At 49.8% G+C, this 23,332-nt stretch carries 23 protein-coding genes; 2 read left to right on the top strand and 21 right to left on the bottom strand.

Annotation, left to right across the window (positions count from 1 at the left end; translation table 11 throughout):
• Positions 1–18 precede the first annotated feature (18 nt).
• The 6 genes from SU32_RS17695 to SU32_RS02740 all read right to left on the bottom strand — a co-directional run bounded on the left by SU32_RS17695 (position 19) and on the right by SU32_RS02740 (position 3,010).
• Positions 19–276: an RES family NAD+ phosphorylase gene (locus SU32_RS17695; RefSeq protein ID WP_082376355.1), complete on the bottom strand. Its 258-nt coding sequence runs from the start codon at positions 274–276 to the stop codon at positions 19–21.
• A complete protein-coding gene (locus tag SU32_RS17690; RefSeq protein WP_053997789.1) occupies positions 180–725 on the bottom strand; it encodes an RES family NAD+ phosphorylase in 546 nt (181 codons plus the stop codon). The genes SU32_RS17695 and SU32_RS17690 overlap by 97 nt, the downstream gene beginning before the upstream one ends.
• Positions 722–1,138, bottom strand: coding sequence for an antitoxin Xre-like helix-turn-helix domain-containing protein (locus tag SU32_RS17490; RefSeq protein WP_053997788.1), 417 nt, complete (start codon positions 1,136–1,138; stop codon positions 722–724). Before SU32_RS17490 ends, SU32_RS17690 begins: the two co-directional genes overlap by 4 nt.
• 199 nt (positions 1,139–1,337) lie before the next feature.
• A complete protein-coding gene (locus SU32_RS02750) occupies positions 1,338–1,736 on the bottom strand; it encodes a CopD family protein (RefSeq protein ID WP_053997787.1) in 399 nt (132 codons plus the stop codon).
• Positions 1,726–2,028, bottom strand: coding sequence for a DUF3817 domain-containing protein (locus SU32_RS02745; RefSeq protein WP_053997786.1), 303 nt, complete (start codon positions 2,026–2,028; stop codon positions 1,726–1,728). The genes SU32_RS02750 and SU32_RS02745 overlap by 11 nt, the downstream gene beginning before the upstream one ends.
• Before the next feature lie 118 nt (positions 2,029–2,146).
• On the bottom strand, positions 2,147–3,010 hold the full coding sequence (locus tag SU32_RS02740; RefSeq protein ID WP_053997785.1) for an EamA family transporter: 864 nt from the start codon (positions 3,008–3,010) through the stop codon (positions 2,147–2,149).
• 80 nt (positions 3,011–3,090) lie between these two features.
• On the opposite strand from SU32_RS02740, the gene SU32_RS02735 reads away from it, so the two are divergent.
• Complete coding sequence (locus tag SU32_RS02735; protein WP_144421016.1) at positions 3,091–3,591, top strand: MarR family winged helix-turn-helix transcriptional regulator; 501 nt, start codon at positions 3,091–3,093, stop codon at positions 3,589–3,591.
• 13 nt (positions 3,592–3,604) lie between these two features.
• Here the strand turns inward: SU32_RS02735 and SU32_RS02730 are convergent, their stop codons facing one another.
• The 10 genes from SU32_RS02730 to SU32_RS02685 all read right to left on the bottom strand — a co-directional run bounded on the left by SU32_RS02730 (position 3,605) and on the right by SU32_RS02685 (position 15,846).
• A complete protein-coding gene (locus SU32_RS02730) occupies positions 3,605–4,642 on the bottom strand; it encodes an SIS domain-containing protein (protein ID WP_053997783.1) in 1,038 nt (345 codons plus the stop codon).
• A gap of 1 nt (position 4,643) precedes the next feature.
• Positions 4,644–5,384 carry an ATP-binding cassette domain-containing protein gene (locus SU32_RS02725; protein WP_053997782.1) on the bottom strand — a complete coding sequence of 247 codons (741 nt, stop codon included), beginning with the start codon at positions 5,382–5,384 and terminating at the stop codon, positions 4,644–4,646.
• Complete coding sequence (locus tag SU32_RS02720; RefSeq protein ID WP_053997781.1) at positions 5,384–6,592, bottom strand: alanine racemase; 1,209 nt, start codon at positions 6,590–6,592, stop codon at positions 5,384–5,386. The genes SU32_RS02725 and SU32_RS02720 overlap by 1 nt, the downstream gene beginning before the upstream one ends.
• Positions 6,593–6,604: 12 nt before the next feature.
• Positions 6,605–7,558 carry an ABC transporter permease gene (locus SU32_RS02715; RefSeq protein ID WP_053997780.1) on the bottom strand — a complete coding sequence of 318 codons (954 nt, stop codon included), beginning with the start codon at positions 7,556–7,558 and terminating at the stop codon, positions 6,605–6,607.
• Between the two features lie 65 nt (positions 7,559–7,623).
• Positions 7,624–8,670 (bottom strand): substrate-binding domain-containing protein, encoded by a 1,047-nt coding sequence (locus SU32_RS02710; RefSeq protein WP_053997779.1) that lies wholly within the window; start codon positions 8,668–8,670, stop codon positions 7,624–7,626.
• 12 nt (positions 8,671–8,682) lie between these two features.
• Positions 8,683–9,933 carry a M20 family metallopeptidase gene (locus SU32_RS02705; RefSeq protein WP_053997778.1) on the bottom strand — a complete coding sequence of 417 codons (1,251 nt, stop codon included), beginning with the start codon at positions 9,931–9,933 and terminating at the stop codon, positions 8,683–8,685.
• Complete coding sequence (locus tag SU32_RS02700; RefSeq protein WP_245625477.1) at positions 9,930–11,108, bottom strand: ROK family transcriptional regulator; 1,179 nt, start codon at positions 11,106–11,108, stop codon at positions 9,930–9,932. The genes SU32_RS02705 and SU32_RS02700 overlap by 4 nt, the downstream gene beginning before the upstream one ends.
• A gap of 355 nt (positions 11,109–11,463) precedes the next feature.
• Positions 11,464–13,509: an NADH:flavin oxidoreductase gene (locus tag SU32_RS02695; protein WP_053997776.1), complete on the bottom strand. Its 2,046-nt coding sequence runs from the start codon at positions 13,507–13,509 to the stop codon at positions 11,464–11,466.
• A gap of 13 nt (positions 13,510–13,522) precedes the next feature.
• Positions 13,523–14,575 carry a flavin reductase family protein gene (locus SU32_RS02690; protein ID WP_053997775.1) on the bottom strand — a complete coding sequence of 351 codons (1,053 nt, stop codon included), beginning with the start codon at positions 14,573–14,575 and terminating at the stop codon, positions 13,523–13,525.
• A complete protein-coding gene (locus SU32_RS02685; protein ID WP_053997774.1) occupies positions 14,572–15,846 on the bottom strand; it encodes an aromatic ring-hydroxylating oxygenase subunit alpha in 1,275 nt (424 codons plus the stop codon). Before SU32_RS02685 ends, SU32_RS02690 begins: the two co-directional genes overlap by 4 nt.
• 132 nt (positions 15,847–15,978) lie before the next feature.
• On the opposite strand from SU32_RS02685, the gene SU32_RS02680 reads away from it, so the two are divergent.
• Positions 15,979–16,896, top strand: coding sequence for a LysR substrate-binding domain-containing protein (locus SU32_RS02680; RefSeq protein ID WP_053997773.1), 918 nt, complete (start codon positions 15,979–15,981; stop codon positions 16,894–16,896).
• A gap of 53 nt (positions 16,897–16,949) precedes the next feature.
• Here SU32_RS02680 and SU32_RS02675 read toward each other — a convergent pair whose 3' ends face one another.
• The 5 genes from SU32_RS02675 to SU32_RS02655 all read right to left on the bottom strand — a co-directional run bounded on the left by SU32_RS02675 (position 16,950) and on the right by SU32_RS02655 (position 23,330).
• A complete protein-coding gene (locus tag SU32_RS02675) occupies positions 16,950–17,993 on the bottom strand; it encodes a hypothetical protein (protein WP_053997772.1) in 1,044 nt (347 codons plus the stop codon).
• 134 nt (positions 17,994–18,127) lie between these two features.
• The gene (locus tag SU32_RS02670) at positions 18,128–18,913 is read right to left on the bottom strand and encodes a crotonase/enoyl-CoA hydratase family protein (protein ID WP_053997771.1); all 786 of its coding nucleotides are present in this window, start codon (positions 18,911–18,913) and stop codon (positions 18,128–18,130) included.
• The gene (locus SU32_RS02665) at positions 18,903–19,766 is read right to left on the bottom strand and encodes a hydroxymethylglutaryl-CoA lyase (protein ID WP_053997770.1); all 864 of its coding nucleotides are present in this window, start codon (positions 19,764–19,766) and stop codon (positions 18,903–18,905) included. Before SU32_RS02665 ends, SU32_RS02670 begins: the two co-directional genes overlap by 11 nt.
• Complete coding sequence (locus SU32_RS02660; RefSeq protein WP_053997769.1) at positions 19,763–21,733, bottom strand: acetyl/propionyl/methylcrotonyl-CoA carboxylase subunit alpha; 1,971 nt, start codon at positions 21,731–21,733, stop codon at positions 19,763–19,765. Before SU32_RS02660 ends, SU32_RS02665 begins: the two co-directional genes overlap by 4 nt.
• A 1-nt stretch (position 21,734) precedes the next feature.
• Positions 21,735–23,330 (bottom strand): carboxyl transferase domain-containing protein, encoded by a 1,596-nt coding sequence (locus SU32_RS02655; RefSeq protein ID WP_053997768.1) that lies wholly within the window; start codon positions 23,328–23,330, stop codon positions 21,735–21,737.
• Positions 23,331–23,332: the final 2 nt, after the last annotated feature.

Raw genomic sequence — 23,332 nt, 5'->3', positions numbered from 1 at the left:
GGAATCTAATTGCCGGATCTAGCCGACCTTTTGAATGACAGGATCGGCAATGCCGGACCAAGCAAAAAGCCAGGTCGAGCCCTGCCTGATATTTTGAATAATATTGGGCCTGAACGCGGCCAAACACTGACCTTCTGGATGACGTACAGACGGGTAGAGAACGCCATTACTGCCTATGCTTAGTAATTGTCCTGCCAAGGATTGGCTTGCAGGATATGCAATCTGCGGATCAGCTTGGAAAATCGCGTCTTCTTGAAGTCCACGCAGATCATACATAGCAGTCGTAATCCGGCGACAAGCTCACGGTATGTGGTCTTGTTATCAAATACGCCGACAGCTTCCAATTCGCGGCTTAGATGCCAGCACACCTCTTTTTGAGCAGTCTCAACGGCATTATCTCCCCACCCTGCGTACCATGCGCCTCTACCGGGACCGTTAAAGCGATTGCCTGTCGAACGCGTATAGCAAAAAGCAGCGTTGACATAAGTCCATCCATGCCCGCTGTCCTCCGTCAATAATTCAGAAGCTGAAACGGCTGCAGGTAATGGCATGACGCTGCCATGCCGGGCAGATGTCATGCCCTCCAACTCTTCCAAAAAAGCCAACTCGTCCGAATTATCGGCCAATGGCCGCATCGCCGGCTCATCGATGTAAGCCGTCGAGATCAGCCGGATTGTGGCAGGCGCTGTAAATTGTGTGACCGGAATCTGATTTGGATCAATCACATCCCGCCCCGAAGTGCATCGATGTGCTGGCGTACCCGCATCATGGACGGAATACCGCCCGCAATCATAAGTTCAATCGGTGTACGCCCCATGAAATCCGGTCCATTATTGGGCATTTTGGGCCAACCATAGGTCAATGGCCCGTTAAACAGCAGGCGTAATCCCTTATAGAGGCCAATAAGCAAGCTCGCACGGGTAACCTTATCCTGATCCAGTTTTCCGGCGTAAGTGCCAGCTTTCATGCGGCTCCATGTGGCTGTCGGCACATCGAACAATGCCGCAGCTTCCGCATTGGTCAATGACCAACTATCGGCCGTTCTAACCACAGCTTTGATTAAAGCTGCTATCTTGGACTTATCCTGTAGGGGTACCAGCTTCGGTTGCTCAGCTATGTGAGCGACTGCAAACGACATAACTCACCTCATATGACTATTAATACCTTATCATATGATAAGGTATTTAATGCAATTTTTCAAGCCTATGGTGCTTTATGTGGCCATGTAAGAAGGTATCAGCATCTCGTTTCAGGAATACGCGCAATACTTCACCGGCAAGTACAGGCTAAACATCTGATTTCAAACGCGGCTTCGACGCAAATCAATATTCGAAAAATTAAAAGGCTTTGGTTGTGACGAGTAAAACAATCAAAATCAAAAGCGCAAAGCCAGCCGAAAGGAAAATCCATCCGCTTGAGTTTTGTGTCGGGACAGTGCTGCCATCATAGCGCCGTAGCCTGCCTGATATCGTGCCGTGCAAACCTGATAGCCCGACAACAAATACAATTTTCACCCAAAGCCATGCATCGCTAAACCAACCGCCCTGTACCGCAAGCAGGATACCCATTACCCAAACCAACAGCATTGCTGGTGTCGTAACAAGCCGGTCATATCTTTTTATAAGATTCGACATACCCATATTGGGGCGCATCAAGAACAATGTGGCTGCAACCATGCCAGCGATTAAAACCACCACCGCGATAATATGGGCGGCTTTTGTAATTTCATAAAGCATTCGCTGACCTTTCAGAGCGCCGGTTACGGAGCCATCTTTCGTTGATTATACCACCAAAGGGGAGAAATGCACCGATGATAAGGCGGGCAGCCTCACCGCGATCTAAAGTTCCTTCCGACAATGAGCGAATGACAAACCAGATAAAAAGCATGAACATCATGCCATGAATTGGCCCCATAATTGATGTCGCCGCCGGAATCTGCGCACCATATTTGAGAGGCATGGCAACGAAAACAAGTACCAGCAATGTCAACGCTTCGGCAAAGGCAGCGTACCGTAGTCCTTTGTTCATGTACTTACCCCTTAAAGCCAGAACCTTATAAGAAATAAGAGCCTATCGAAGATGCCAAATCGACGCATTCTATTCGGCCGAACTTTACAAAAATTTGCCTCGATTTGATAATTACAACCTAGTTCCGCTTGGTCTTGGGTCTAAGTGCGTGCTGCCCTGCAAATACACTTATCAAAACAATCACCATGCCCAATCCCTGCACCGGCGTAAGCGTTTCATTTAACACCAACCAGCCAAGCAGTGATGCGCTGATAGGGCTTAGAAAACCTAAAATGGAAACAGCTGAGGGCTGTAGTTTCCTGATACCGCGCAGCCAAATAAAATAGGTTAGCCCTGCGCCAATCAAGCCAAGATATCCAAGTCCCAGAACATTCGTGTGCGTGATCGTTGACCATTGTGTTGGAGCCCAAACCACGAAGGGCAGCAAGAGCAACCCACCAGCAGTCAACTGCCATGCCGTGAAAGTCAGAGCAGAAACTGGCGGTTGCCACTTACGACTAAGTACTGTGCCCAATGCCATAGAGGCCGACCCCAACAAACCAGCAATAATACCGAGCGCATCAAGCTTAGACTCTGGGGATATGATGAGCAGAGTAATGCCCAGGCAGCCTGTGGCAACGGCAATCAATGATAAAGCGCGGATAGGCGAGCCAAGTAATGCTCGGGCGGCAAAAATGACGATTAGAGGTTGTACAGCACCCATGATCGCAGCCACGCCTCCGGGAAGACGATAAGCGGCAAAAAACAAAAGTGACCAGAAGATCGAGAAGTTCAAAGCGCCGAGCAACAGCATTTTGGGGATCCAGCTTCCCTTCGGAAGCTGTCTGACCAAACACAAAAGGAAAAGTCCTGCGGGCAGTGCACGCAGTAAGGAGATTGTAAGCGGATCCAGATTCGCAAGAAACTGTGTCGTGACAATATAACTGCTTCCCCAGATCAGTGGTGCAAAAGCGGTCAAAGCAAGATCGAAAGTACGTGTCATGGCAAACCTATAATTTATCTTGACGTAGAGATATATAAATAAATCTTGACGTCAAGATAAATTATAGATTTTATATGACGATGTTCGATATCAAAGAAATTAGAGCCCAGTGGGCAAAGCAGCGACCTGACTTAAATACAGAGCCGATGGAACTGATTGGGCAGTTGATCAGAGTATCAACTCATCTGTCAGGTGAAATGGCAGCGACATTTTCACGTCACGGTATTAATGCTGCAAGCTTTGATGTGCTTGCGACGCTTTTACGGTCAGGACCGCCGCATAGTCTATCGCCCAATCAACTACTCGAAACGATGATGGTTTCATCCGGCACAATGACGAACCGGATCGATCAGTTGGTAAAAGAAAAGCTTGTAGAGCGTATCCAAAACCCGCAGGATAAGCGCAGTGTGCTGATCAGCTTAACAGAAAAAGGTCGGCGGCTTATCGATGACGCCGTGACAGATCATGTCAACACACAGGCGCGGCTTGTTGCTCCTTTTTCGGACAAGGAGTTTGCAGATTTGAACAATCTACTCAGATCTTACCTGCTCAAGATCGGTAACAATGGCGAGGCAGACTAAATTTAAAGCCAACTCAAACAGTTACAGTTACCTTGTTAAGCCCTTCAGGCGCATCTGCGTTTTCACCTAGCTTTCTCGATAGCGCTTCGACAAATCTGTAAAATGCAATGATCTGAACAACCGGCATCAAAAGACTATGATCTGTCGTTGGCGATATCAGCGATCTATCTGTATTGGCCTGCGTAGTGATTGCAAATACGTCAGCCCCTTTTTCACGCATCGAGTGTGCAGCAGTCAGCACAGATTCTTGTGCGTAATCGCTGGGCTGAAACACAAAAGCAGCAAAGTTTTTCTCTGCCAGAACAACAGGGCCATGCAGCACTTCAGCCGCTGAGAATACTTCGGCATGAATACGGCACGTTTCTTTCAATTTGAGCGCAGCTTCGGCTGATACCGCAAGTCCCGGCCCGCGGCCAATCGCAAAAACAGAAGACGCACGCGCCAGCGCAAAATCAGCCATAGACCAATCACATTCAAGGGCCTTTGCCGCAGTGCCCGGAAAATTGCGCAGTTCTTTTTCCAGTTCGTTGTCGTTGGTATATCCTGCAACGAAACCGAGAATTGCAAATAAGGAACTCACGAACGACTTTGTCGCTGCCACAGCTATTTCGGCACCTGCAAGCATCGGCAAAACAATATCTGCCTGTTGCCCGACAGGGCTATCCGTCTCGTTCAGTATTGCTATTGTTCGCGCGCCGCCCCTGCTGGCAGCGGCTTGCAAGGCCGCAAGGTCCGTGCTGCCACCTGATTGAGAAATGGTAAGACAGACAAAGTCATCCAATTTCAAACGGGCATTATAAACCGATGCGACTGAAGGCCCCATTGAAGTGACAGGCAGACCGGTATGCGTTTCAATAATATATTTGAAAAACGTAGCCGCGTTATCTGACGTTCCTCTCGCGCATGTTACAAATCCGCGTGGATTGGAAGCAGCAACCTGCCTGCCCGTCTCCAAATAAAGATCGAGGCCTTCTTCAATTTGCCCATGTAACACTTCCGGTATTGAAAAGATTTCTTTGGACATTTGCGTCTCAAGAACCGCATGATTCATATCAGGCGACTCCAGTGATCATGGACACGATTTCATTTTTATCAGTGTTCTTAGTTTCACGCACACCAATCTGTTTGCCGCGCCGCAGAACGCATATTCTGTCTGATAATTTAAAGACCTGATCCAAGCTGTGACTGATTATCAGGATCGCGAGGTTCTTTTCCTTCAGTTTGGCGATTTGGTCTTCCACTCTCGCCGTTTCCGCAACGCCCAACGCAGCCGTCGGCTCATCCAATAGGACTAGCTTGCTTGCCCAGTGTGTAGCCCGAGCAATGGCAATACCTTGTCTTTGTCCGCCACTCAATTCACTGATGGTAGAAGCTGCAGAGGGAATACGAACATCCAGTTCATCAACCAGTTGCTGCGATTCCTCCCGCATACGCTGCTTGTCCAAGAGGCCAAATGGCGGCTTTGTCAGTTCGCGCCCAAGAAACATATTCATAAATACTGGTTGCTGGTCAGCCAGCGCAAGATCCTGATAAACAACCTCGATACCCTTCGCGCGTGCTGTGCTGGCATCTCTAAATGAAATTGCTTCTCCATCCAGTTCAATATCACCGGATGTCGGCGTGTAAACGCCGGAGATAATCTTAATTAATGTTGACTTGCCAGCGCCATTATCGCCAACAAGAGCAACGATTTCCCCTGCTTTCAAATCCAGTGAAAAATCCTGAATGGCGATTACGCCGCCAAAGGCCTTGTGAATATTTCTAAGTGATAGAAGATTTTTTTGTTCGCTCATCACAATTGCCTTTCCGGCCAATCAATGACCTGACCGAAGATATTTTCAATGGTAGTAACCACAGGCTTGCCAGACGCGACACCCGAGACGCCAACAACATTGGCGCGAGTTACAAATGCCTGGCCTCGGAAACCAAATATAACCGTATCGCCTGCATTCGGCTTTACAGGTCCGGCAGCATCAATCATGCCGTAGTAATCGATGGCAGAATAATCCGGTATTTCAACTGAGGATAAAGCACTTTTCGAACTTGTCGGCTCTGAGGACACAAGTGCCTTCACATCATATTTTGGAAAGACAGGATCAATATAAAGACCGCCGCCAAAACAGAACGCATTATCGCCATGGTGATGGGAAACCTCGCTCAAATAAAGAACTGCAGGCCCTTCAGGCAAATCCTCAACCGCATGTAATGGCGTTGTGCCGTGAAGCGCATTGCCTGGTTCGCATTGTGTTGCACCGGCATTGGCCAGCGCCTCCAGCATGACGGCAGAGTTCGTGCCCGGTGCATTGACTTCAATATCCGACCGGCCTGCTGCTGCCAGCGCCTCTGATGCGCGCGCCAGAGTATCAAGATTAGGTGTTGCTTTTACCTTGCGTGTTTCCAGATCGAACAGAAGCGCTGGAAATGTTGTCACACCGGCAAATTTAGCACCGTTTAGTGCGTCTATCTGATCGGCTACTTCACAAATATCTGATGCTGAAAATCCGCCCTCATGACCACGATAAAAAGTGTCATTTTCCATTTGAATGCGGGCAAGTAAATTTTGAACACGACCGGCTTTGTGGGCAGCCTGTGCAGCTTCCTTAGCTTTTTCATGGCTGAATACAGTCCAATAGTCCGGCTGCAATTGCGCGGCTGCAAAATCCGCATCCCCGCGCGGCACTTGAACCAAATGTCCTAAATGACCTGTTTTCAATCCGGCGCGATGGCAGCTAATTGCACAGTCCATATCCACAGCGACAGAACGGTTGATGCCTCCGCGCATAATCGCAGCGCAAAAGCCAGAGTGGCGCGCGACCTGCTTGGTCATGGCAAAAGTTTTCAAGCCCAGCTTTGACGCTTTCTCAGAGAAAACTCTTGCATTTTTCTCCACCATATCCAGATCAAGAACATAGGAGTTCGGCGGAATAAAACCTTGCTGATGCAATGCCATGGCGGCCTCAATAAACCGGGGATTTCTGCGCATCAAAACATCTAAAAACATTGTACTCTCCTTTTAGCGTTTGCTGTCGCGCAGCGACACGGCAACGGCGAGCAGGATAATCAGTCCGCGTACGATCATCTGATCCGAAACACGCAAATTCATCAGAATGAGTCCATTATTGAGCATCCCCATCAACAAGGAGCCAAGCAACGCACCTATGATAGAGCCTTTGCCGCCATTCAGCGCTGTACCGCCCACGATAACAGCCGCAATAACGGTCATCAGATCACTTTCGCCCAATGTGTATTTGGCAGCCTGCAAACGTCCGGCGTAAAGCAAGCCGGCCATACCAGCGGTAAAGCCGCTGATCATCAAAACATAAAGGCGAATACGCGCAACTTTAATACCGGTTACCAATGCAGCTCTGGGGTTGTCACCCGTTGCCAGGACATGGGCGCCAAATCGTGTCTGACGGTAAACAAGGTGTCCGACCCCAACGCCAATAGCCGTCCAGATGACAAGAGAAGGCAGCGAAAAGAGTTTGCCTGATCCAAATATTCCAGTGAATGTCTCGTTCATAACCGGAACAGAGCGCAGATCGGTCATTGAGCGGGCAATACCGGCAAAAAGCCCCATCGTTGCCAGCGTCACCAGAAATGACGGAAGCTTTAAATAGGCAACCAAAACGCCATTCAATGCACCGATAGCAACACCTACGCCAAGCCCGGCTGCAACGCCAACAATGAGCGGATAGTCTTGCAGAACAACAGCTACAGTCAGTGCGGAAACAGCAACGATGGAGCCAAAGCTCAAATCTATCTCGCCGGCCGATAGAGCAAACACCAAGCCGATCGCCATAATCGTTGCAGGTGCTGTTTGCAGCAATATATTGGTCAGATTACGCTGAGTTAAAAAGCCATCGTCGTACAGTGTGACTGCGAAGAACAAAAAGATCGCAATAAAGCCAATATAGACGACCATTTGTTGGAAATCGAAACTGGGCAGGCGCGAGCGTAAGGACATCATTTCAAACTTTCGCTGTGTGAGTAAAGTGCGCGGACCTGTTGATACAGGCCCACGGATTAAGGCGTTTACCGTAGACTTTCAGGCGCTTCCACGCGCAAGGACTGCATCCAACCTTCGCTCACATTGTCCGCGGTAACTGTGACGGCCGGTGCCACGATAAATGGCGGCACGTCTTGATCCAGCAGATCAAGCATTGCGGCAGCGGCCATTGTGCGGCCCAGTTCGTAAGCTTCGTCCGCCACGATCGCCGCAACATTTCCGCCGCGCACCATATCGAGTGCAACAGGTTCTGAAAGGTCGAGCGTTACGATTTTTGTTGTCTTATTTCCGTTCGCGCGTAGAGCCGCGAGCACACCTTCAGCCGGCCCCGCCCAAGTTACATAAATGCCACCCAGATCAGGATTACGAAGAAGCATCGCGTTCGCGATTTCCTCAGCACGTGCAGGATCGCTGATACCCTGCTCTGCAACAATTGAAATATTGGGATAATCATTTTCAATGGTTGTCTTGAACGCATTGTCGCGCTGGTTCGTCACGTAATAATCAGCATCGTGATAAATCCAGCCAACAGTGCCTTTTTCTTCCATTGATGCTGCAAGCGCATCAGCGGCCTGTTTGCCCATTTGAAAGAGATCATCTGTGGCAACAGTTGTATAATCTGTGCCATGTTCGTAATTGGCAGGCAGGTTAGATAAAAATACCAGCTTCACGCCTTCGTCTTTTGCTTCTTTGAAAGCCGCAGCTGACGTTACAGGGTCAAGGGGCAATGACAAAATGATGCTCGGCTTCTTGGTGAGCGCTGTTTCAATATCGCTGCGTTGCTTTGCAGCATCAAATCCGGCACTTGTTGTTGCAACAACCTCAACGCCGAAGCGTTCAAATTCTGCGGTTGCGCCTGCCGTGACAGCATTCACAAAATCAGATTGATCGTGCCAAAGCAGCGCTGCCGTGTAATTACCATTCTTCAAAGTTTCAGCACTGCTGTCTGAAACGACAATTTCAGATGACGGTGTTGCTGCTTCACCTTTCGGCCCAATGGTTTGGGCTTGGGCAATCATCGGCGTCAGCATGACTGCCGCACCACACAAGATCGTTTTAACAAGATGTTTCATTCGTTTCCTCCTTTAGATTTTTGTTCCGCAATAGCGCGCAATAAACAGCGCAAAAGCGCGTATCGCTGCCAAATATTCATCAACATTGACCCGCTCTTCGAACGTGTGCGCGACGCTGATATCTCCCGGTGCGCAATAGATCGCCGGGCACCCGATCTCGTTCACGAAGAAAGGGGTTTCTGACCAATAGGGTGCGCCGCCAATAACGCCGCGATCTCCGCAAATTTCTTTGATACAATCAGCAAGATTGAGTGCTGCAGGATGGTCCGGTGAAATCTCAACCGGAGACCCACCATGGCTATGATCCCGTCCGGCAGGATATGAAATCGAAACTGCGATACCCTCTTCAGCCTCAACTGAATGAACCGCTGCTTCAAAAGCCGCCACGGCTTCATCCAGCTGTTCGCCCGGCCGCAGCTTTCTGATGAGAGATATATTGCATTCACCGGGCACAGCGATATAGCCACCGCCGTTTATTCCGGTTACCAAAATATCTGACGTACCGAGAAATGCGTGACTGTCGCCTTGGGTCAATTCCTCGCCATGCTTCCAGATAGCTGAGAGAATTTTATGCGTCGCTTTCAGCGCATCAACACCTTCATGGGGCGTTCCGAAATATGCAGATTTTCCGGTAATTTTAACGTCTGCGATAAAGAAGCCAATTTGCGCGGTATAAACATCAAGCTTTGTCGGCTCGACATAAATAACAAAATCCGGCTTTGCGATTTCGCCGCTTTTGATACGGGTAACTAAGTCCTTAGCGCCAGCACTGACGCCCGTTCCTTCTTCGCCGCTTTCCTCATCTCCGATAAAGGCAAATGATACATTGCCTTCAAGCTCTATGCCGGCGGTATCCAGAAGACGCTTTGCGCCCAATGCAGCGCATATACCGGCTTTCAGGTCGCAGGCTCCACGCCCCCAAATCTCACCGTCGATTATCGGGGCCGCGAACGGATCCTCGCGTTCGGTTCCTTTCCAGTTTTCCGCCCAACCGCGCACATGCACCGTGTCGGTGTGTCCGACAAACATGATATTGGGCCCGTCAGCATTGCCTGACCCAGTGCTCCATACATTTGGCCGCTCTGGCAAAAACTCTCCGGTACATGGAGCGAGTTTCATATCGGCCATAGTCTCAGACAGGAAGTTTACGAAATTATGCTCGTCACCGGTAACACTCTGCCTGCCGATTGCCGCGCGAAGCATTGCAATATCCGCCTCCTTATCCTGCGCATCCAGCAGCTTCTTTTTCAAATCGCTGCTCACACCGCATACTCCTGATATGTTTTTAAAGCCGGCGGCGGAATTATGATTTCAGCACCGGCAAGCCCGCCGGAAAACAAAGAAATATGTAGCCTCGACAGGGCGATCGAAGCGCCGCCCGCAAGCGCCGCATGGTTGCCGAGTACAGATGCTTCAACAGGTATCAGGCGCGGGAAACACCGGTTAATTTCCGCTTCAATCATCTCAATCAATTCAGATCGCGAACCGATGGAGCCACCAATTATGACACAGGCCGGATCAACAACCGCAGCAATTGATGCGACTGCACGCGCAATATAGCTTGCGGCACTTCGCAACACATCAGTGGCGACCGTGTCGCCCTTTAAACTTGCTTCAAAAATTTCAGGAACTGTCTTTGTGCTACCGCTCAGCTTTGCATATTCATCAAGGATGGCGCGCGTAGCGGTTACCCGTTCAAGCGCGCCTACCTGTTTGCTTTCAGCTTCATAGGGATCAGCACCAAACGGGATATATCCGATTTCGCCAGCTGCGCCGGTTGCGCCCCTAACGAGTTGTCCTCCAATAACCAAACCGGCGCCGATGCCGGTACCGATAGACAGAAATACCAGATCGTCTCTTTCGCCTTGGCGTGTCATCCAATGCTCACCAAGTGCGGCAAGGTTCACATCATTTTCAACAAGAACCTCAATGCCCAAGCGCTCCTGCAAGCTGCCGATAAAATCAATTTTATCAATACCTTGAATATTAGGAGCAAATTTAATGTTGCCAGTTTTGGCATCCAGAACACCCGGCACGCCGACGACGGCGACCCGTACCTTTTCACTCGCGATATTATTCATGCGCGCAGTGTTCACTATTATCGTCGCAATCTGGTCAACAACAGCCTGACCGCCCTCCTGCGTCGTCGGCTCGGTGCTTTCGACAACGACTGCACCGGCAAGATTGCACAATGCAACGCGCACTTTGGTACCGCCCAGATCGATACTGGCAACCAAGGCAGCATCAGGAACGATTTCATATACAACTGCACGGCGACCAACACTGCCTTCTGTACGGCCAACGGTTTGAACCCAACCGTCCTGTTCCAGTGATCCGACAATCTCGGAAACAGTCTGTTTGGAGTAGCCCGTCATCTTGGCAACGCTCGCACGGGAGATCGGCCCATAGGTCGTTATCGCCTGCACAATCGAACTCATCGTCAATCGCCGAGATAGGTTTGTTGAGTCTGACACAACTTGCTCCAATTAGTTCGTCTAGTTACCGAACTAATAGAAATTTCAAACATGAGTCAACAGGTTTTAACTTCCTCAGATGCGTGAAAATGTGGATTTGACCCCGATATTAGGGGCTAAGCGACAGCGGAACCTGTTGTTATCTCAGTTCCGGTTATAGCTGCCAAAGCTGCCTAAATCGCTCTAATATAATATTATTTTCTCACAATAGAGCAAAGTAAAGCGAAAAAAATTTTGGCTAGCATTCAAGAGCCCGTGAATTGCCGAAAATTGCGAAATCAATATCACAAGTGATGGCTAAGCATGGCCATAAGCTTTCTTAAGCAGCCATCACCAAACGTAGCGCATCATAAATGGCCGCGTGCGTATTACGCGCCGAAACGGCATCTCCAATACGAAACAACTGGAATTTACCTGATGGATTTCGGACAATTTTCTGCGCCCTACCCTCAATAAAAGCAGCCTGATCTAACGCACCCTCATTTGATGACAGGGGCTTTAGATCAAAGTACAGATCATCCATCGGCAAAGTGCCATAATTTACAACGATCTGATCATAGGTTTTCTTAATTGTGCGATCCGAATAATCTGTACCGATAACAGCCTCAAGCCTGTTCCCCGCAGCATGAATCGCCTTTAGGCGCTGGGTAACGGTAAAGGTGACATTTTCTGATTGCAGCGTACGCATATAGGGCGTCAGGTTCATTGCCATTACTTCGGGTGCGAAGGTGCGGTCAGGCGTCATAATTTCGACTGTAGCGCCTGCCTTCATCGCAATTTCCGCTGCCTGCAGACCAGCGTGGTCGCCCGCTTCATCATAGATCAATACGGACTGGGCAGGCTTTACATCACCTGAAATTATATCCCATGAAGAAACGGCATGGTTTAAATCTTCATAGGTTTCATAAAGCTGGATATTGGCCATGCCGCCGGTTGCGATGATCACTAGATCCGGAAATTCTTCGAGCACGTCGCTGCTTTCAGCAAATACATTATAGCGGAACTTAACGCCCAAGTCTTCGCATCGTGCGACCCGCCAATCTATGATCTGCATCATTTCAGCGCGGCGCGGACTTTGCGCAGTCAGTCGTATTTGTCCGCCGGCACTATCAGCAGCTTCAATAATAACGACCTCATGACCGCGCTGCGCGGCGACCAGCGCCGCTTCCATACCCGCCGGCCCTGCGCCCACAACAACCACTTTGCGGCGTGTCGGCGCTTTTTCAATTGTGTGCGGCATCGTTAATTCACGGCCGGTTGCAGGATTGTGCAAGCACAGGGCTTCGCCGCCCTGATATATTCGGTCAAGACAATAGTTGACCCCGACGCATGGGCGAATTGCATGTTCCTCGCCAGACATTATCTTGCGGACGATATGGGGATCAGCCATATGCGCGCGCGTCATGCCGACCATATCCAGAAGCCCTTCGGAAATCGCATGACGCGCTGTTGCGACATCCTGAATTTTTGCAGCATGAAATGTCGGCATGCCGGTTTGGCGGCGCACTTCACCGGCAAAATCAAGGTGCGGTGCGCTCTTCATCCCTTGAATAGGTATGACATCTGTCATTGCCGGATCGGTGTGAATACGGCCCCGGATGACATTTAGGAAATCAACCATGCCCGTATCGCGCAGCATCTTTGAAATCTTGATGCCTTCGTCAGGCGTAATACCGCCTGCTTGCGTCTCGTCAGCGGTATAGCGAACACCGACAATAAACTCCTCGCCAACACGTTTGCGGATGGCAGCTAGGACATCGGTGGTAAAACGCAAACGGTTTTCCAACGTATCAGCGCCATAAGGCCCATCAAGCGAATTGCTGAGCGGTGACCAGAACTGGTCCATCAAATGACCATAGGCTTGCAGTTCTATGCCATCCATGCCGCCTGCCTGCATGCGCTCTGCAGCAGTCGCATAATCTTCAATCAAACGCTCAATATCCCAGTCTTCCAGTTTCTTGGGAAATGCGCGGTGGGCGGGCTCGCGATGGTAACCGGGTGAAACAGACGGAAGCCAGTCACCCTTGTTCCAATTGGTACGGCGACCCAAATGCGTAAGCTGAATCATGACGGCGCAGTCATGGTTGTGACAAGCATCCGTCAGTTCGTTAATCCACGGAACCACCTCGTCTTTATATGCCAGAATATTATTGAACACGGGCGGGCTATCGCGGGACACCGCTGCAGAACCGGCCGTCATCGTCAGCGCTACACCGCCTTTCGCACGCTCTTCATGGTAAACACGGTAGCGCTCTTTAGGCATGCCATCTTCAGGGTATGCCGGTTCATGACTGGTCGTCATAACTCTGTTTTTGAGCGTTAGATGTTTGAGTTTGTAAGGCTGCAGTAAGGGGTCATTTCGCATTTGAACAATCCTTCTAACGATCAAGAGCAATATCAGTGAGCGGACGGCTGACACATGGCAGGATAAAGCCTCTGTCTATCTCGCGCTGGCGTATGCCGCCTTCATTCTGCATGTTCACCTCGCCGGAATGCTTAAAGGTTTTGCATGTGCCGCACTCACCTTTTGAGCATGACGAAGGCATTGCGACACCTGCATCCTTCGCCGCTCGCAAAATGTTCACACCCTCGGGGCAATCGAAAGAAACGCCCGACTTAACAAATGTGATGCGCCGAAGTGGCGCATCTTCGGATACTTCTTCAGCCTCCAGCCCTGAGGCGAAATCGAAACTTTCCTGAAAATAGTTCTCAAGCGCCACACCAGCAGACTGTGATGTTTCCCACACCATATCCATAAAGGATGTCGGGCCACAACACAGCACCGTGCGGTCTGCCAAGTCAGGCACCATACGCAAAAGAACATCACCGGTGAGCCTGAATTTATCCGCCCCTTGGCTAGGCAAAACACTGTAGACCAGTTTTGGTATCCGGCGCTGCAATATTGGAAGTTCGTCAACGGCAATCGCGTCTTCTACTGTTCTTGCGACATGAATGAAGATCGCATCGAGTTCAATTCCGCGATCCGCTGCCGTCCGCAATATGGAGAGCATCGGCGTTACACCGCTACCTGCAGCAATCAGCGCATAGCGCGCTTCAACATCATCAACAGGGCAGAATTGGCCCGATGGTCCAAAGGCCTCAATAGTTTTGCCAACCGTCAACTGATCATGCATCAGCGATGAGCCTAGCCCGTCCTGCTGACGCTTGATTGTTACCTCAATTGCCCCGTCACGCGCAGCGGAAGACGCAATCGTATAGCAACGCTCGAACGCCAATGCGTCACCATCTTCAATTCGAAACGTCATGTATTGACCGGGTGTATGGGCAATACGTGCGCCATCAACAGGAGCAAGCAGGAATGTACGGACATCGCTTGTTTCATCCCACACGGCTTTACATGCAAGGCTTCCCCACCGGTCGCTTAGCCAAGTTCTTTTGCGCTGCGGTGCCCACGGGTTTGCGGTAATCATGCGCCATATCCGTTTGCGGTCATGCGCTCTACATACCAGGAAGCAAATTCATCAAGTGCCCGCTCTGTATATCGGGAGTAAGGCCCAGGACGATATCCTTGTGACGATACGCCTTGATGGGCGATGGCGACCAGATGTGCATCTTCCTTGTTGGTTGCGTTCCAGACCGCCGTCAGGGTTTCAAGGTCGTAATCTTCTCCTTCGACAGCATCCTTGTGCACCAGCCATTTTGTTCTGACCAAGGTCTTGTCGGCACTTATCGGCATAGCCGTAAAAATAACAGCATGATCATTCATCACATGGTTCCAGGAATTGATGCCCCATAGATGAAGGTCACCTGCGCCGGGCATTGTCATTTGCCCCAGCGGTATCGTACTTGCCGCACGAGTGCTCATTGTATGAGACTCACCAAGGCCGGCAATAATCAGGCGCTGTGTTCTGAAATTAGTCGGAAAACCGACCGTGTGCTCGATGGGCGCATGATCCAAGCCTGCACCTTCCCACACAAGCGCTTTTTCCGCATAGGCATTTGCTAAAGTTTCTGCCTCAGCGCGTTCAGAAGGGCTCAAACCCTCCGGATCAAATCCAAAGTCAGCAGAATGGAAGGAAAGGCTCAATTCGGGGTGATTGGATGCACAATGATAGCATTCGCGGTTATTTTCCATCGTAAGCTTCCAATTGCCATCTTCGATCGTTTCCGTTTCATGGGCAATTTTTGCATTTTGCAGATCATACGGTTTTAAACGCTCGCCAACGATGTTGATGAGGTCTGATATGTCCTCGGGCGGATCATCACTCAGACAGGCATATAAAATGCCGCCAACCGATTGCAGTGCCACCGGCTTTAAATGATGAAGATCGCGCTCGAAATCCAAACCCATATGCGGCGCAAGCGCCAATGCTCCATCAAGGTCATAGGTCCATTGGTGGTATGGGCAGACAAGTTTGCCCACAACAGACCGCCCCGGCGGCACAAGGCGCGCACCACGGTGCGAACAAACATTATGGAATGCGCGGATATTCATCTCGTCATCGCGTAGGATCAAAATTGATGATGTACCAATATCGACCGCGATAACATCACCGGGTTCTTCAACATCGCAATCAACGCCGACAGCAATCCAATGTCTGGAGAAAATTGCATCGCAGTCGGCCTGATACGCTGCCTCGCTCGTATAGAGTTGCGCCGGCAATGTATGTCCAGCCTTACGGGAACGAAGCAGTTCCGACACAAGAGCAGTATCCCCGCTGTCGAGTTTAGCGTGCAACATAAAGCGCCTCCCATGCGATTACATTTGCTGACTGTAACTTGACACTTACGACTTTCAACTGCACAAAATTCACCGCTATACATTACATTAAATTATGTATTATTTTTAAATTCGGATTGAAACAGAGCTCCAATGCATGAAATTCGACGAAAAATACCCAATTTAGGCGCTCTTATTACATTTGAAGCCGCAATGAGACTGATGAGTTTTACTGCCGCCTCTCAAGAGCTTGGCGTGACGCAAGCAGCCGTGAGCCGGCGGATAAAAGAACTTGAGTCTGAATTGGGTACAACGCTGTTTATCCGCGCCAATCGCAGCGTAAAGTCCACACCTGCCGGTCAGATATTGATGGGCGCCGTAGACGCCTCATTTTCCAAGATTAATGACGCCGTAAAATCTATCAAGGAGCTTGAAGAAACAGATATCGTCACGATCGGCGTATCGTTTGCTTTCGCGCATTTCAGACTGCTGCCCTCATTGTCGACCTTCCATAATCTGCACCCCAACATCAATATTCGTGTTGTTTCACAAGACAGTTGGACAAGCGATCTGGACGAAGATTTGGATCTGGTTTTGCGTTACAGTGAAGGTACGATGAAAGGTCGCACAATAATTGGCGCTTTGCCTGATGATGTGTTTCCCGTTTGCTCTCCGGACTTTGCCAGGCAACTCGGTATTTCAAGCACGGATGATATCGACATGCGGCAACTGGCACAATTGCCACTGATTGAAGGGGAAAAAAACGCTCCAAGCTGGCTAAACTGGTCGCAATGGTTTGCCCGGATGGGCGAGCCATCTTTGAAAATCCGGCCGAGGCTGGAGTTCAGCAACTATTCTGATGCAGCCTATGCAGCGATGAATAATGATGGCGTCGCGCTTGGCTGGAAAAGCCTTCTACAACGCCCCTTAACCGACGGAAGACTGATTGCTTTGGGGAAAGCTCGGCTACAACCAGACGGTCAGCATCAGCTTGCCATCAAAGATGACAAGGTGGGAAAAGAGCCATTCGCTACGTTCGCCAATTGGTTGACCAGTGCCATGGCCACTTAATGCGATGTTTTTGAAAGCTGACCAAATCATCTCAACCGGCTAGTTCTTTGCAGTTACGTAGCATTATGTTGTGCGGAGTTTCGCACTTTTATGTAAAGCCAGATAGAATACATCATCAACACAAATGCGATAATCAACTCTCTCATTTCGCTCAGTTCAAAACTCAAATGGAGCAGATGCCCGTAATACAATCCAACCGGCTGTTGAACGACCAATAGAAGCAACAAAAGCATAGAGGCATAGCGGTGAATACCGCGCGTGTGCGGTATTATAAAAGCGGACAAGAATACGGCCACCATGAGATATAATTGAAATGGCAATATAGCCCAATTTTCAAACATCAATGTCACAACAGGAAGAGCCGCAATCCCAAACGATACAGGGGGCACATAAAACTGAATTTGATCGGCAAGCCCGGAATGCTGCGTGACCAATATCAAAGGTAAAATTGCAAAAGCAAAAAAGGCCAGCGAATAATATACGAATTCAAAGCGATTGGTATAGAAGTTATGGAAATTGGTTTCGTCTTGTAAATTACCTTCAAACTCTTCAGGCGTCGCCCATTTAAAAATATGCTGCCCCCATGAAATTTCCTCCATCAGCAACAAAAATATGGCGCAGGTAATCAGACCGAGTATGTGCCTGAAGCGAAGGAATAATATGCTTCCCGTGTTACCAACAGAACCACGGAAAAATGTAAGGGTAAACAAAACCAAAGCGCATAGAATAAAGCCCTCTTGAGCAAGAGCAATATGGCCCAGCTCTCTAACATGTATGGCTATATATTCACGGTCAAAAACCACCAGATACATACTTAGGCCAACTATGAATAGGCCGCCCGCAAGTAAAACTGCCGACAGTACATCGAACTCCAGAGCGGTGCTTCTGGATTTGAAAACGGCCTTCGCTAATAGCCAAGCAAGAAACCCTGACAAAGCCAGTGATGTTAATAAAAGCGGCGTTTCGACAGCCTGCCAATCGGATGGTGTCCACGTAATGGGATACTTCTCCAGAAAACGCCTATTAAGCTGGGTCCATAAAATCGCTGTACAAATTCCCAACAGACTTATGATGCTAATATTGACGTATTTTTTCATTCAGACACTTGGATATACAAAACGACCTTTCTAACCTTGACGCTTTAAGAACTTCTAAATTTTGAAGGCAAAGTCCTCGTTTAGACAAACGACACTTATATCCAGTTGGGCATGAAGCTGCTTCTCAAACCGTATCAACCGGACCTTTTTTCAAAAAATGCAGCAATGCCTTCGCGTGCTTCTTCGCTTTCCCAGCGGTCTGCCAAAGCTTCAATTGTCTGCTCAATTGTTTCAGGCGTAATTTCACCTGAAAGCGTTTGACACAAAGCCTTTGCACTGGCGACTGCCCCCGGCTTGGTTTGCAAAATTGCAGCCAGTTCCGCCTCAACATCCTGATCCAGATCGCTTGAAATTTTTGAAGCTAAACCCGATCGCAATGCAAAATCCGTATCGAAGCTTTTGGCTGTAAAGAATACCTGCCGTGCATACCCCGAACCCATACGGTCAACCACAAACGGTCCAATGGTTGCCGGTATCAAGCCCAACTTCGTTTCTGTAAGACCAAATTTGGCACCTTCCACAACAAGAACGATGTCACAGACAGACATCAAACCGACACCGCCGCCAAAGGCATTGCTATGGACTTTGCCAATCAATGGTTTTGGCAAGACGTTCAGCGCAGACAGCATGTCAGCGAGTTTGCGCGCTCCGGCAATTTTACCTGCGCGATCTTTCTTTGCCTGATCCTGCATCCAGCCTAAGTCACCGCCCGCACAAAATGTTTTGCCGTTTGCAGACAAGACGACAGCCCGCACGCGCTCATCTACTGCCAGAAGACTTGCAGCAGTATGCAACTCATCAATCATGGTCGCATTCATCGCATTATGCTTATCCGGACGATCAAGAACGAGGTTTGCAATGCCGCGCGCATCCAGCGTTACCGCCAGCGTTTCAAAAGCAGCAAGCGTGTTATCTGTCATGGTGTTCCCCCAGCGTTGATATCAGCGTTTCGGCTTGTGCCAAAACGTCAAAATCCAAACCTGTATAATAGTTTTCGCTATCAAGCATTTGCGCCAGTTTTACTGTCGATACATTGCCTTTTGCGCCCGGCGCATAGGGGCATCCGCCAAGACCGCCAATGGCGCTGTCGAAGGTTCGCAAACCTTCGGCCAGACTTGCCTTTACATTATCAAGCGCATTACCGTTAGTGTCGTGATAGTGACCGGCCAGCTGTTCAGCCGGCACATATTCTTTCACTGCTTTGAGCATCGCGTTTATCTTTGCCGGTGTACCGGACCCGATTGTATCTCCAAGTGAGATTTCATAGCATCCTAAATCCAGCAGTTTTGCAGCAACTTTAGCGACCGCTTCAGGGTCGATCTCACCCTCGTAAGGGCAACCCACAACGCATGAGACATACCCCCTGACAGGTATATTGTCGGCGCGTGCGCGTTCAATGACCGGTACAAAGCGCTCAATGCTTTCAGCGATACTGCAATTGATATTTTTCTGGCTGAACGTTTCAGAAGCCGCTGCAAATATTGCAACTTCATCTGCCTTGGCAGCATGAGCCTTTTCATAGCCGATAATGTTCGGCGTCAACGCGGCGTAAATTACGCTTTTTGCGCGCGTAATACCGTTTAGCACCTCAGCGGCATCGGCCATTTGCGGCACCCATTTTGCAGGCACAAAAGACGTTGCCTCAATATGGCTAAAACCGGCATTTGAAAGAAGGTCAATTAATGCGACTTTGGTTTGCGTCGGCACGATTGTCTTTTCATTTTGCAAACCATCGCGCGGCCCGACTTCGTAAATGCGAACCTTGTCCATCATTCATCCTCTTCAAGCTGCAGCAGGATAGACCCGCTTTCAACCGCCTGGCCGACCTTGCATGAAATGGCAGAGACAATTCCATCGCGCGGTGCTTCAAGTGCCATTTCCATTTTCATGGCTTCGATGACGATGACCCGTTCGCCTGCCTTTACTTTGGAATTTTCACTCACATTCACCAAGCGAACCACACCTGTCATCGGCGCGATTACAGCAGAGGCGCTTAGTTTATCATCTCCGCGTCCCGACAAAGGATCGGGGCGCGTGAATTCAAATGTGTTTCCATTAAAATGGACGGAGACCAGCGTTTCATTGCCCCGATGAAATGTAATGACACGCATAGAACGCTTATGTTTTTCCATCAAAAAAGAAAAACCGCCTTGCGTAGGCGTAACATTATCCAATGCAATACATGGCGTACCGTCCGGCATTGTTAAGCGAACAGCACCCGCGTTAGATATGATAATTTTCCGGTCAAGCACTTCATCCGAATAGCGCAAAGAAACAGCGTGTGAAGCTTCTCCCCATAGCCGCCAGCCATCTTTTTGCGGATTGACCTTCAAAGCCGCGAGCGCAGCAATAGCAACCACTTCATCAGTTAAAGAAGCAGGAACAGTCAACTGGTCTATCTCATCAGCAATAAGACCTGTATTGACCTCTCCTTTTTTAAAGCCCTCATGGGTCGCTAATGCCTGAAGGAAAGAAAGATTGGTTACAGTGCCCGCTACATGTGTTTCGCCAAGTGCCGCATTCAGGCGTGATAACGCTTCAGTACGATTAGGCGCATGTGTGATGACTTTGGCAATCATCGGATCATAATAGGGTGTGATATCGTCACCTGAACGAACACCGCTATCGTTGCGGGCCATATCTGAAAATGCCAGATGCGCAATGTGACCTGTTGCAGGCAAGAAGCCCGCCGGAACATCTTCGGCATATAAACGCGCTTCAAATGCGTGACCGGTAATCGACAAGTCTTCCTGTTTGAACGGCAAAGTTTCGCCTGAAGCCACCAACAATTGAGCAGCCACCAAATCCTGCCCGGTAATCGCCTCTGTTACGGGATGCTCTACCTGAAGACGGGTGTTCATTTCCATAAACCAGAAGCCATCGGCACGAAGATCGCCCGAACCATCAACGATAAATTCAATTGTACCAGCACCGACATAATCGATTGCTTGTGCAGCTTTGACGGCTGCGCTGGTCATTGCATCGCGCACTTCTTCGTTCATGCCCGGCGCAGGCGCTTCTTCAATAACTTTTTGGTGCCGACGCTGTAATGAACAGTCACGTTCGAACAGATGCACGACATTGCCGTGACTGTCGCCAAATACCTGAACTTCAATATGGCGCGGTGAAGTGATAAATTTTTCGACGAGAACCGCGGCGTCTCCAAATGCGCTTTTTCCTTCCCGCGCAGCGCTTTCCAGTGCCGAAGCAAAATCCGCCGGTTTTTCAACCAAGCGCATTCCTTTGCCGCCACCGCCGGCACGTGCCTTGATTAAAACCGGATAGCCAATTTCATCTGCTTGTTCTTTGAGAAATGCGGCATCCTGATTTTCACCATGATAGCCCGGCACCACCGGAACGCCCGCCTTAACCATTAAAGCTTTTGCCGCATCTTTCAGCCCCATTGCGCGAATGGCTTTCGCGCTTGGACCGATAAATGTCAGCCCAGCGGCTTCAACAGCTTCTACAAAATCTGGGTTTTCGGACAAAAAGCCGTAGCCGGGATGGATTGCCTGCGCGCCGGTTTTGAGCGCTGCCGCAATAATAACATCGCCTTTCAGATAGCTTTCACCAACCGGTGCAGGACCAATATGCACCGCCTCGTCCGCCATAGCCACATGGCGCGAAGCAGCATCCGCATCGGAGTAAACAGCGACCGTTTTAATGCCCATCTGCGATGCGGTTTGCATAACACGGCAAGCAATTTCACCACGGTTGGCAATAAGGATTTTAGAAAACATCTTACATTCTAAACAAGCCGAAGCTTGTCTCCTCTACCGGTGAATTCAGACACGCTTTCAAACTTAGCGCGACGACATCACGGGTCTTTCGCGGGTCAATAATACCGTCATCCCAAAGGCGGGCAGACGCATAAAAGGGATGAGACTGCTCTTCGAACTGATCAAGTATCGGCTGCTTGAATGCTACCTCTTCCTGACTGCTCCACTTTTCACCGCGCGCTTCCTTGCCCGCCCGAGTGACGGTCGCCAGCACACCTGCCGCCTGCGCACCGCCCATAACCGAGATGCGTGCGTTCGGCCACATCCAGACAAAGCGCGGCCCGAACGCCCGTCCGCACATACCGTAATTGCCTGCGCCGTAGGAGCCACCGATAATAACGGTTATCTTCGGGACATTTGCCGTTGAGACCGCGTTGACGAGCTTTGCACCGTCTTTGGCGATACCGCCTGCCTCTACTTTTGAGCCAACCATAAAGCCGGTAATATTCTGGAGGAACAGAAGCGGTATTTTGCGTTGGCAGCAGAGCTCAATAAAGTGTGCGCCCTTCAAAGAGCTTTCAGAAAATAGGGCACCATTATTAGCGATAATGCCTACCGGAACGCCCTCAATATGTGCAAAGCCGGTTACCAGCGTGGTGCCATAGCGGGCTTTGAACTCATCAAATTCGGAGCCATCAACAATACGCGCAATGATGTCGCGCACATCATAGGGTTGTTTAGCGTCCGCAGGGATAAGACCCATTATGTCTTCTGCCGGAAAATCAGGCGCTTTAGCTTTTGAGATGTTCACATTCGTTGCCGGTGCTTTGCTTAATGTGCGCACGATCTGACGAGCCAGCGCCAACGCATGGGCATCATCTTCGGCAAGATAGTCTGCAACACCTGAAAGGCGTGTGTGCGTATCCGCACCACCGAGCGTTTCAGCGTCAACCTCCTCACCTGTTGCCTCTTTAACCAACGGCGGGCCTGCAAGAAAAATCATGGCCTGTTCTTTGACCATTATTGTCTCGTCACACATCGCTGGAACATAGGCACCACCAGCAGTACAATTACCCATCACCACGGCAATTTGTGCGATACCTTTGGCGCTCATACGCGCTTGATTGTAAAAAATACGTCCGAAATGATCACGGTCCGGAAACACTTCATCCTGATTGGGCAGATTGGCGCCGCCGCTATCCACCAGATACAGACATGGAAGGCGATTTTCTTCAGCTATCTCCTGTGCGCGCAGATGTTTCTTGACCGTTAATGGGTAATATGTGCCACCCTTAACCGTCGCATCATTGCAGACGATCATGCAGTCGCGGCCTTCTACTTTGCCGATACCGGCAATGGCGCCCGCAGACGGAATATCATCGGTGTAAACATCTTTGGCTGCAAACAAACCGATTTCTAAAAAAGGCGATCCCGGATCCAACAAACCCTGAATACGGTCACGCGGCAAAAGCTTGCCGCGCTTCACATGCCGCTCTTTAGCGCGCGCAGGACCACCTTCGATGATGCGCGCAGCTTCTTTGGCCACAAGATCAAACTGCGCCTGCATGGCGGCTGCATTGTCCTCGCTGGGCATTGCTTTGGATGAAAGAATGGCCATGA

Origin of the sequence: Ahrensia marina, from assembly GCF_001293565.1 — a bacterium.
GTDB lineage: Bacteria > Pseudomonadota > Alphaproteobacteria > Rhizobiales > Rhizobiaceae > Ahrensia > Ahrensia marina.
This window is presented reverse-complemented; position numbering and strand designations above follow the sequence as displayed.